This window comes from Rhizobacter sp. (assembly GCF_046595475.1).
Lineage (GTDB): Bacteria > Pseudomonadota > Gammaproteobacteria > Burkholderiales > Burkholderiaceae_C > Rhizobacter.
This window is the reverse complement of record NZ_JBKJOQ010000073.1, coordinates 1-10,790: the sequence shown is the minus strand read 5'-3', so window position 1 is coordinate 10,790 and position 10,790 is coordinate 1. Positions and strand designations below refer to the sequence as shown.

Below are 10,790 nucleotides of genomic sequence, written 5' to 3'. Positions count from 1 at the left end.
GCAAGCCCGGCCAGTGCCGACGAAGACGCGATGCGGCGGCTGCTCGAATCCATGCAAGGGGACAAGGCCAAGAAGCCTTGACTGCCGCACGCCGAAGGCCGGAACTGATCGGCCGCTCGACAGACGTGAAAAACCCCGCCGCAGCGGGGTTTTCATGCCTGAAAACAGGCTAACGAGGCCGGGCGGCGTCAGAGCTTCTGAGCCTGCATGAAGTCGTCGAACCCCGCCTCGGAGAAACGGAACCACAGGTTGGCGTCACGCCGGTAGGTCGAGTAGTCGTCGTAGATCTTCTTCCACGCCGGGTTGCTGGCGTTGAGCTCGGCATAGACCTCCATGGCCGACTTGAAGGAGGCGACCATCACGTCTTTCGGGAACGGGTGCAGCTTCACGCCCTGGCCGACCAGCGTCTTCAACGCTGCCGGGTTCCGGTAGTCGTACTTGCCCATCATGTCGAGGTGGGCGAAGGCCGAAGCCGACTCGATGATGGCCTTGTACTCGGGCGTCAAGCCGTCGTAGGCCTTTTGGTTGACGTACAGCGAGAGTTGCGGGCCGCCCTCCCACCAGCCAGGGTAGTAGTAATGCGGCGCCACCTTGTTGAAACCGAGCTTCAGGTCGTCGTACGGGCCGACCCACTCGGCCGCGTCGATGGTGCCCTTTTCAAGCGCTTGGTAGATCTCACCACCAGGAATGTTTTGCGGCACACCACCGATGCGAGCCAGCACCGCGCCACCGAAGCCGCCGATACGCATCTTCAGGCCCTTGATGTCGGCCAGCGACTTGATCTCCTTGCGGTACCAGCCGCCCATCTGCGCGCCGGTGTTGCCCATAGGGAAGTTGATGATGTTGTACTTGGAGTAGAACTCGCGCGTGAGCTTCAAGCCATTTCCCTCGTACATCCAGGCCGACATCTGGCGGCTGTTAAGCCCGAAGGGAATCGCGCAATCGAGTGCGAAGGTGGGGTCTTTTCCGAAGAAATAGTACGGCGCGGTGTGGGCCATTTCAACCGTGGCGCCTTGCACGCCGTCGACCACGCCGAAAGCGGGCATCAGCTCGCCGCCCGCATGCACTGAAATCTGGAACTTGCCACCAGACATGGCACCCACCGACTTGGCGAAGGTTTCGGCTGCGCCGAAGATGGTGTCGAGCGAACGGGGGAAGCTGGAAGCCAGACGCCAGCGAATGGCCGTCTGTGCGTGAACGATGGCAGGGGCGGTGCCCGCAGCCAGCACACCGGCGATGCCGGCACCATGAACAAAGGAACGGCGCTGCATTTGATTGTCTCCTTGAGGGCGAAGCAGTTGTCGCCAAATTCTAGGAGGGGGCTGATAGAGGCTCACCGGGATTTACCCGTGCGCAAAACTGCGTAGCCGCACGCACGCTCTCGCGGATTCCTTGCGATCAGAGGCCAGCGATTTTCATGCGCTCGATCAGCACCGAGCCTATCGTCTTGGTGCCCATGGTGTACGTGTCGGCGCCCACGGCGGTGATGCGCTTGAACATGTCGCGCAGATTGCCCGCGATGGTGATCTCGTGCACCGGGTAGGCGATGCGCCCTTTTTCCACCCAGAAGCCGGCCGCGCCGCGCGAGTAGTCGCCGGTCACGTAGTTGACGCCCTGCCCCATCAGCTCGATGACGAAGAGGCCTCGGTCTAGCTTGCGCAGCATGGCGTCGAGATCGTCGCTTGCGTGCGTGAGGCGGCTGCTGAAGCTCAGGTTTTGCGAGCCACCGGCGTGGCCGGTGGTGCGCATGTCAAGCTTGCGCGCCGAGTAGCTCGACAGGAAGTAGCCCTGTACCACCCCCGCCTTCACCACGTCGCGCACACGGGTCACCACGCCTTCATCGTCGAAAGGTGCGCTGCCCTTGGCACCTCGCAAGTGAGGGTCTTCGTGGATGTCGACATGCTCGGGCAGCACCTGCTGGCCCAGGCTGTCGAGAAGAAACGACGATTTGCGGTACAGAGAGCCGCCGCTGGTGGCTTGCACGTAAGCACCCAGCAGGCCGGCCGCCAGTGTCGACTCGAACAGCACCGGCACTTCGCAGGTCTTGATCTTGCGCGACTTCAAGCGCGAGAGCGCGCGCTCCGAGGCATAGCGACCCACGGCCTCAGGTGCGGCCAGCTCGCCGGGCGAGCGCATCGAGCTGTACCAGGCATCGCGCTGCATGTCGTCGCCGCCCTTGCCCGGCAAAGAGGCGATAGGAGCAACCGACAGCGAATGCCGCGAGCTGGCGTAGCCGCCACGAAAGCCACGGCTGTTACCGGCGAAGAAGTGCGACTGCTGGGCCGAGACACCGGCCCCTTCGGAATTGGTGATGCGCTTGTCGACCGTGAGCGCTGCAGCTTCGCAGCGCATCGCGAGCTCGGCGGCCTGGGCGGCGTTGATGTCCCAGGGGTGGAAGAGGTCGAGGTCGAGGCTGGCGGAGGCGCCCAGGGCCAGGTCAGCTTCATCGGGCAGGCCAGCGGCCGGGTCTTCTGCGGTGAAGCGCGCAATATCGTAGGCGGCGCGCACGGTCTGCTCGAGCGCGACACGTGAGAAATCAGACGTGCTGGCGTTGCCGCGACGCTGGCCGATGTAAACCGTGACGCCCATAGACTTGTCGCGGTTGCGCTCCACGTTTTCGATCTCGCCCTTGCGCACCGACACCGAAAGCCCCGCGCCTTCCGACACTTCCACCCCCGCATCGCTCGCACCCAGCGTCTTGGCCATGGCCAGCGTGTCGTCCACGAGCTGCTGGAAGGTCTCGCGGGAGTACGAAAAACCGTGGTGGGAAGAAAGGGATGGGGTCATGCGCAGCGGCGTTCAGTGGTGTAGTGCACGGGACGCACGGGCCAGTCACCCGCACGCGGCACCCGTGAAGAAGTGCCGCAGCTATCATACCGACGACCTATGCCGAGCCAATCCCCCACTACCCCTTCTGCTGACAGCGATGACGGCGAGTTCTACGACCGCCCGAGCAAGACCCAGCTCAAGAAGGACAGTCATGAGCTGCAAACCCTGGGCGAGGCGCTGGTGGCCCTGCCCGACAACCGCGTGGTCGACCTCGACATCTCCGAGGGCCTGCGCGATGCGGTGGCTGAATACAAACGCACCCGCTCCTTCGAAGGCAAGCGCAGGCAGATGCAATACATCGGCAAGCTGATGCGCCGCAATGATGTCGAGCCCATCCGCGAGGCCGTGGCTGCCCTGCAGCTGGGCCGAGCCAAAGACTCTCTCGCCCTGCACGAAGCCGAGCGCTGGCGCGTTGAGCTGATCGCAGCCGACGACTCCCTCACCCGCTGGACCACCGAGCACCCCGCGAGCGACCTGCAGCAGCTGCGCAGCCTCATCCGCGCAGCCCGCAAAGATGCCGCAGCCCAGCCCGAGCAGCGCAACGGGCGTGCATACCGCGAGCTGTTCCAGTTCATCAAGACGCATACCGCCACCGATGAGTGAGCCCCGGCCCTTCGAAGGCGGGCCTGACCGTGTACGGATAGGCCTGGTGTCGGTCAGCGACCGCGCCTCGACCGGTGTGTATGAAGACAAGGGCATCCCCGCACTGCAAGACTGGCTGGCGCGCGCGCTGCGCAACCCCATCGAATGGGAAACGCGGCTCATCCCCGACGAGCAGGCCGCCATCAGCGCCACCTTGTGCGAGCTGGTCGACGCCGCCCACTGCGACCTGGTGCTCACCACCGGCGGCACCGGCCCCGCGCTGCGCGACGTGACACCCGAAGCCACGCTGGCTGTAGCCCACAAGGAAATGCCGGGTTTCGGCGAGCAGATGCGCCAGATCAGCCTGCGCTTCGTGCCCACCGCCATCCTCTCGCGGCAAGTGGCGGTGATACGAGGCAAAGCGCTCATCCTTAACCTGCCAGGGCAGCCCAAGGCCATTGCCGAAACCCTGGAAGGTCTGCCTCAGGCGCAGCCGCCTGCCCCGGGCATCTTTGCCGCCGTGCCCTACTGCCTCGACCTGGTCGGTGGCCCCTACCTCGAAACCGACGACAAGCTCTGCAAAGCCTTCCGGCCCAAATCAGCGCAGCGGCAGCCTCCAAGCTGACCGCGCCACAGGAGACATCGGATGAGTGCCAGCCCCCGTGAGCCCAACCAAACGGCCGATCAGCACCTGGCCTCGATGTACGCGGTGCTGGGGGCGACCAACGAAGCCCTGCTCTATGCCACCGCCCCGACTGAGTTGTTCCAGCTCGTGTGCGACGCCGCCATCGATGGCCACAAGTTCCTGACCGCTGCCGTTACGTCACCCGACGCTGACACCGCGTGGCTGAAGGTCGAGGCGGCCTCGGGCCTGGCGGCGCAGCAGCTGCGCGAGGCGCGCATCTCGGTCGACGAAAACACGGCCGAAGGCCGCGGCCTGGTGGGCGAAGCCTGGCGCCAGCACCGCTCAGCCATCTCCAACGACTTTCTGCAGGATGAGCGCACCCGACCCTGGCACGAGATGGGTCAGCGCGCGAACGTGGCCTCAGGTGCAGCCATTCCGATCGTGCGCGGCGTGAAATCGATTGGCGTGATGTTGTTCTATTCGCGCGAGCTCGACGCCTTCAGCCCCGACATCATTGCCCTGCTGGAGCGCATGGCAAGCAACATCGTCTTCGCGCTGGGCAACTTCGAGCGCGAGGCCGAACGCCAACGCGCCGAAGTAGCGCTGCGGCGCAGCGAAGAGCGCTTTCGCAGCGTCCTCGACAGCCTGGACGACGCCTACTACGAGGTCGACATCCGCGGCAAGCCCGTACACCACAACCCCGCTTTCGCTCGCATGCTGGGCTACGACTACGACTACCGCGTGGGCGAAGACAACCGAAACCGGCAGACCCCTGAAATGGCGGCGGTGGTGTTCAAGGCCTTCAACGAGGTCTACCGCACCGGCCAGTCCAAAGGCTCGCAGCCATGGGAGTACCTGCACCGCGACGGCAGCGTGATCTATGTCGAGGGCTCGGTGCTGCTGGTGAAAGACGAGAGCGGCAAACCGAGCGGGTTCCGCGGAATCTTGCGCAACGTCACCGAGCGCCGCAAGATCGACCAGGCCTTGCGCGAAAGCGAAGCGCGCTTTCGCGCCATGACCGAACTGTCGTCCGACTGGTACTGGGAGCAAGACGCTGAGCTGCGGTTCACCCGGCTGGACAGCCGCCACGCGAGCCAACACACACAACCCAACCCGCTGCTCGGTCGTCGCATCTGGGAAAGCACGCTGATCGTGCAGGACGTCGGCGGCTGGGACGCCTTTCGCGAAAACCTCGTCGCAAGAAAGTCGTTTCGCGACGTGATCATGCAGCGTGTAGCGCCCGAGCGTCGGGCCTACTACATCAGCATGAGCGGCGAGCCCAGGTTCGACGCGGCCGGCACTTTCATCGGCTACCGCGGCATCTCGCGCGAGATCACCGAGCAGAAGGTGGCCGAAGAGCACATTCACCACATGGCGCGCCACGACGGCCTCACCGGTCTGCCCAACCGCATGATGTTCAGCAGCCTGCTGAACGTGGCCATCCCGACTGCCGCGCGCTACAAGCGCAACTTCGCGGTCATGTTCATCGACCTCGACCGATTCAAGTTCATCAACGACACGCTGGGCCATGAGGCCGGTGACACGCTGCTCAAGGAAATCACCGCCCGCTTCAAGCAGACGCTGCGCGCCAGCGACGTGATCGCCCGCCTGGGCGGCGACGAGTTTGTGGTGCTGGTGCAAGAGGTAAGCGACCGCGAGCACGCCGCCACCGTGGCGCGCAAGATGCTCTCGACGGCCATCAAGCCCATGGTGCTGGTGGGGCAAGAGTGCCGCGTCACGGCCAGCATCGGCATCGCCATGTTCCCCGGCGATGGCGAAGACGAACAGACGCTGATGAAAAACGCCGACAGCGCCATGTACTTCGCCAAGGAAGAGGGCAAGAACAACTTCCAGTTCTACTCGACCGAGATCAACTCGCAGTCGCTTGAGCGGCTGACGCTCGAAACCAACCTGCGCCGGGCGATGGAGCGCAAGGAGTTCACGCTCAACTACCAGGCCAAGCTCGACCTCAAGAGCGGCGCCATCACCGGCGTCGAAGCCTTGCTGCGCTGGAACAACGCAGAGCTGGGCTCGGTCTCGCCCGTCAAGTTCATCCCGATCGCCGAGGAAACGGGGCTGATCGTGCACATAGGCCGCTGGGTGCTCAGGACCGCCTGCGAGCAAAACGTGGCCTGGCAGCGCGAGGGCCTGCCGCCGATCAACATGGCGGTGAACCTGTCGGTGCGCCAGTTTGCCGACGAAAACCTGCTCGACGACATCGCCACCATCCTGCAGGAAACCGGCATGACGCCGGGCCTGCTGGAGCTTGAGATCACCGAAGGCATGCTGATCCACAACATCGAGCGCGCGATCAAGCTGCTCACGGCCATCAAGCAGCTGGGGGTGCGCCTGGCGATCGACGATTTCGGCACCGGCTATTCATCGCTAGGCCAGCTCAAGAACTTCCCGATCGACACCTTGAAGGTCGATCGCTCGTTCATACGCGACCTGGCCACCGACTCTGAAGACCGCGCCATCACCAGCGCCATCATTGCCATGGGCAAGACGCTCAGCCTCACCGTGGTGGCCGAAGGCGTCGAGACCGTCGAGCAGCAGAACTTCTTGCGCGGCCAGGCCTGCGACGAGATGCAGGGCTACTACTTCAGCAAGCCCATCGTGGCCGATGAGTTTGCCGCGCTGCTGCGCGCCAACACCCCTACTTCATCAGCTGGCTGAGGCTTTCGGCGTCGAAGGTTTCGGTTTTTTGCGCGTCGTTCGGTACGCAATCGTCCTTGGTCGACGACAGTTTCTCGATGGCCGCCCAGAGCATGGCGATCTGATGCGCATTGCCCGAGGCGTTGTCGATCAGGCCCCTCATCGCCAGGGCTACCGGGTCATCGCCTTGCGTCACGCCATAGGCTGAAAACCCCATCTGCGCAGACACTGCCTCACGCGTGGCATCAGCACTCTTTTCGATGATGCGCGCCGGAATGCCCACCGCCGTGGCGCCTGCCGGCACCGGCTTGAGCAGCACGGCGTTAGCGCCGACGGTAGCGCCATCGCCCACGGTGAAACCGCCCAGCACCTTGGCGCCTGCGCTCACCATCACCCCGCGCCCAAGCGTCGGGTGGCGTTTGCTGCCTTTGTAGAGCGAGGTGCCGCCAAGCGTTACGCCCTGGTAGATGGTGCAGTCGTCGCCGATCTCGGCTGTCTCGCCCACCACCACGCCCATGCCGTGGTCGATGAAGACGCGCCGGCCCACCACTGCGCCGGGGTGGATCTCGATGCCGGTGAAGAAGCGCGCCAGGTGCGAAATGAAGCGCGCTGGCCAGTGCCAGCCCCCCGTCCAGCACGAGTGGGCCCAGCGGTGCATGGTCAGCGCGTGCAGCCCGGGGTAACACGTCAGCACCGTGAAGGCGGAGTGCGCAGCGGGGTCGCGCTCCAGGATGCAGGCGATGTCTTCACGAAGGCGCTCGAACATGTTGAATCAGGGGGTTCTGGAGCGAGGCAGTTTAGCGGCGGGCGTTCATTCGTGCTGGCCGCGCGGCGGCTGGGGCCTTTCTTGTGAGCGCTCCACTTGCGACCGCTCCATCGCGCGCGCAATGCCGCGCAGCATGTGCACCTCTTCAGGGGTTAGTTGTGCGCGGTTGAAGAGCTGGTTCAGGCGCGGCATCAGCTTCTTGGGCGAGGCCGGGTCGAGAAAGCCGATGACGGCGAGCGCTGCCTGCCAATGGTCGAGCAGGCCCTGCACGCTCGCCGCATCGGCGCGTGCAGGCGCTGCAGCACGAGGCGCGACCGCTAAACCGCCTAGCGCCTGGCGCCAGTCGTATGCCAATAATTGCACAGCCTGCGCGAGGTTGAGCGAGCCGTAGTCGGGGTGGGTGGGGATGCTCAGGCACGCATGGCAGCGGTAAACGTCGTCGTTGCTCATTCCGAAGCGCTCGGAGCCGAAGACGAAGCCGACGCGTTGCCCTTGTGTCGCCAGCGTCTCGAACAATGCGCGAGGCGCTTGCGTAGGCGGGCCGAAATCGCGCGGCGTCATGGCGGTGGCGCAGGCAAACGTCACACCGTCCAGCGCCTCGGCCAGTGTGCCCACCACCCGCGCGCGCACCAGGACGTCGGCCGCGCCGCTGGCCATGGCCACGGTTTCTTCCTGCGTCAGCACGTCGGCAAAGCGGGGTGCCACCAGCACCAGGTCGCTGAACCCCATCACCTTCATGGCGCGCGCGGTGGCGCCCACATTGCCTGGGTGGCTGGTGTTGAGCAAGATGAAACGCGTGTCGTCCATGGGCGGGCAGGTAAAATTCCATTATCCGCAGTGCTTGGCTCAAGGAAACGCCGGGCCGCCCCAAGTTTCCTTGCTCCCCTCGGGGGGCGGACGACGCAACGCGACGGCCTTGGGGCCAACAGCACGCTCTTTCCTCATCGCCAATTCACCGTTTCTCCCTTTGCAGGACTCTCCATGTCGCAAGCGCTACACCCTATGCTCAACGTCGCCGTCAACGCGGCCCGAAAAGCGGGGAGCATCATCAACCGCGCTTCGCTCGACATCGACCAGCTGAAGGTGAGCACCAAGTCGACCAACGACTTCGTGACCGAGGTGGATCACAAGGCCGAAGAGGTCATCATCGAAACCCTGCTCACGGCTTATCCTGGCCACGGCATCCTGGCCGAAGAGTCGGGCCGCAAGCACGGCGCGAAGCACAGCGAATACGTCTGGATCATCGATCCGCTCGATGGCACCACCAATTTCATCCACGGCCTGCCGTTCTACGCGGTGTCGATTGCCCTGGCCTTTCGTGACCAGATCCAGCAGGCCGTGGTGTACGACCCCACGCGCAACGAGCTCTTCTATGCCTCCAAGGGCCGCGGCGCGTTCATGAACGACAAGCGCCTACGCGTGTCTAAGCGCACGCGCATGGCCGAGTCGCTTATTGGCACCGGCTTCCCTTTCCGCAAGGGCGACAACTTCCAGCGCTACGTGAAGATGTTCAGCGAGATCATGCAAAACTGCGCCGGTGTGCGCCGCCCCGGCGCCGCCGCGCTAGACCTCTGCTACGTGGCCGCCGGTCACTACGATGGCTTCTTCGAGACCGGCCTCAACCCCTGGGACATCGCCGCGGGCTCGCTGATGATCACCGAGGCCGGTGGGCTCATCGGCAACTTCACCGGCGAATCAGATTTTCTGTACCAGCGCGAGGTGGTGGCCGGCAACCCGAAGGTGTACGGGCAGATGGTGAGCATCCTCGCGCCCTACAGCCAAGTCATCAAGGAGGGCGCCCCGAATGTGCCCCATGAGGCTGCTGCGGTGATCACGCCTGAAGACGCGCTCATCGCCACCACGGCCGAAGCGCCCGCGAAACGAACCGCAGTGCGCATCCGCAAGGCAGATCTCCCCGCCAAAGACTGAACGTGCCCGCCCAGACCTTGAGCGCTCACCAAAGATCCAGCCGCCATGGCTGTGGCCTGCACGCAGGTGCGGCCAAGCCACTGGTGCTCGGTGCGCGCCTTGTGCGTTTCTGAAAGGGCGCGCAACCGGATGGCCATCCTGCGGGCACAGGAATTCAGGTGTTGCGTGCGATGATGCCGTCGCGGATTGAAACCCGATCCGCGCCCCGCCTCCGCGTACTCTCATCCCCTCACATGCCCCAAGACCCGTTCTTCCATCAAGAATCCGGGGCCGTGCGCTTCTGGGTACCCATCAATGGCGAGCTCATCGGCGCGAGCATCAGTCGTGAGACCTTGCACCACCGCTTTCGCCCGGGTGCGCAAGGTGATGACCCGCTGGAGACCTTCACCACCTACCTAAGCGACATCACCGCCGCCGTCGAGCGGCGCGTGGCCGCGGGGTCGATCGAGCCGGTGATGCTGCGCGAGTACGACCTGCGCCAGACCTGATTGCGCCAGAGCGCCAGAATCGCCTTTCCCCTGAGTCAGGCTCAGCGAGAGCGGAGCGTTCTGACCACCTCATCGGCCAACGCCAGGCACGAAGTCAACCCCGGTGACTCGATGCCAAAGAGGTTCACCAGCCCCGCCACACCGTGCTGCCGCGGCCCATCGATGCGGAAATCTGGCGCCGGTTCGTCGCGCGTGTGGATCTTCGGCCGCATGCCGCTGTAGGCGGGCAGCAGTGACCCATCCGGCAAGCCGGGCCAGTAGCGGCGCACGTCGGCATAGAAGCTTGCCGCGCGGGCGGGATCAACCACGTAGTCGAGCGGCTGCTCGGCTGCGCTGTCGGGCAGCCACTCCACATCGGGCCCGAAGCGCGCCTGCCCGCCCAGATCGAGCGTGAGGTGCACGCCCAGCCATGCGTCTTGCGGCAGCGGATACACGAGCCGCGAGAACGGCGAGCGGCCCGCCAGTGCGTAGTAGTTGCCTTTGCTGAAGTGCGCCTGCGGCACGAAGGCCGAGCCCAGGCCCCCGGTGGCCGCGGCCAGGCGTGGTGCCCACAGGCCCGCGGCGTTGACGACGATGCGCGCGGCCAACTCCATCGGCTCATCGCCACCGACCTGAAGCACATGCCGCCCTGCCCCGCGCACGATGCTCAGCACCGGCGAGGACAAGGCCACATCACCGCCGGCGCGTTGCAAGTCGCCTTGCAACGCGAGCATCAGGCCGTGGCTGTCGATGATGCCGGTGGACGGTGAATGAATGGCACCCACACAGGCCAGTTGCGGCTCCATCGCACGTGCCTCGGCCTGGCTCAAGCGCTGCAAGTCATTCACGCCGTTGATGGCCGCCTTGCTCATCAACACACCCAGGCCGGCAAGCTGACTCTCGTCGGTTGCCACCACCAGCTTGCCGCAGCGCTGGT

The 10,790-nt window shown here is 64.8% G+C and carries 10 protein-coding genes; 5 read left to right on the top strand and 5 right to left on the bottom strand.

The genetic code is table 11. The features are described from left to right. Positions 1-188 precede the first annotated feature (188 nt). Together AC30QB_RS13090 and pmbA are read right to left on the bottom strand one after the other, a co-directional pair. Entirely contained in the window at positions 189-1,271 is a 1,083-nt protein-coding gene (locus AC30QB_RS13090; protein WP_489546663.1) for a TRAP transporter substrate-binding protein, read from the bottom strand. 127 nt (positions 1,272-1,398) lie between these two features. Next, on the bottom strand, positions 1,399-2,787 hold the full coding sequence (pmbA, locus tag AC30QB_RS13085) for a metalloprotease PmbA (RefSeq protein ID WP_489546662.1): 1,389 nt from the start codon (positions 2,785-2,787) through the stop codon (positions 1,399-1,401). Between the two features lie 99 nt (positions 2,788-2,886). On the opposite strand from pmbA, the gene yjgA reads away from it, so the two are divergent. From yjgA to AC30QB_RS13070, 3 genes are read left to right on the top strand one after another with little or no spacing between them, the layout of a single operon-like run. Beyond that, on the top strand, positions 2,887-3,432 hold the full coding sequence (gene yjgA, locus AC30QB_RS13080; protein WP_489546661.1) for a ribosome biogenesis factor YjgA: 546 nt from the start codon (positions 2,887-2,889) through the stop codon (positions 3,430-3,432). Beyond that, positions 3,425-4,036, top strand: coding sequence for a molybdopterin adenylyltransferase (gene mog, locus AC30QB_RS13075; protein WP_489546660.1), 612 nt, complete (start codon positions 3,425-3,427; stop codon positions 4,034-4,036). Before yjgA ends, mog begins: the two co-directional genes overlap by 8 nt. A gap of 21 nt (positions 4,037-4,057) precedes the next feature. Next, positions 4,058-6,712, top strand: a complete 2,655-nt coding sequence (locus AC30QB_RS13070) for a bifunctional diguanylate cyclase/phosphodiesterase (RefSeq protein ID WP_489546659.1) — start codon at positions 4,058-4,060, stop codon at positions 6,710-6,712. Here AC30QB_RS13070 and cysE read toward each other — a convergent pair. Then, positions 6,693-7,457, bottom strand: coding sequence for a serine O-acetyltransferase (gene cysE, locus AC30QB_RS13065; RefSeq protein WP_489546658.1), 765 nt, complete (start codon positions 7,455-7,457; stop codon positions 6,693-6,695). The genes AC30QB_RS13070 and cysE overlap by 20 nt on opposite strands. A 45-nt stretch (positions 7,458-7,502) precedes the next feature. Beyond that, positions 7,503-8,264 (bottom strand): RNA methyltransferase, encoded by a 762-nt coding sequence (locus tag AC30QB_RS13060; protein WP_489546657.1) that lies wholly within the window; start codon positions 8,262-8,264, stop codon positions 7,503-7,505. Between the two features lie 174 nt (positions 8,265-8,438). On the opposite strand from AC30QB_RS13060, the gene AC30QB_RS13055 reads away from it, so the two are divergent. Continuing rightward, entirely contained in the window at positions 8,439-9,386 is a 948-nt protein-coding gene (locus AC30QB_RS13055) for an inositol monophosphatase family protein (protein ID WP_489546656.1), read from the top strand. Between the two features lie 233 nt (positions 9,387-9,619). Further along, positions 9,620-9,874, top strand: coding sequence for a DUF1488 family protein (locus tag AC30QB_RS13050; protein WP_489546655.1), 255 nt, complete (start codon positions 9,620-9,622; stop codon positions 9,872-9,874). A 41-nt stretch (positions 9,875-9,915) separates the two neighbouring features. Here AC30QB_RS13050 and AC30QB_RS13045 read toward each other — a convergent pair. Beyond that, the coding region (locus tag AC30QB_RS13045; protein ID WP_489546654.1) for an NAD(P)/FAD-dependent oxidoreductase at positions 9,916-10,790 on the bottom strand (875 nt) is incomplete at its 5' end.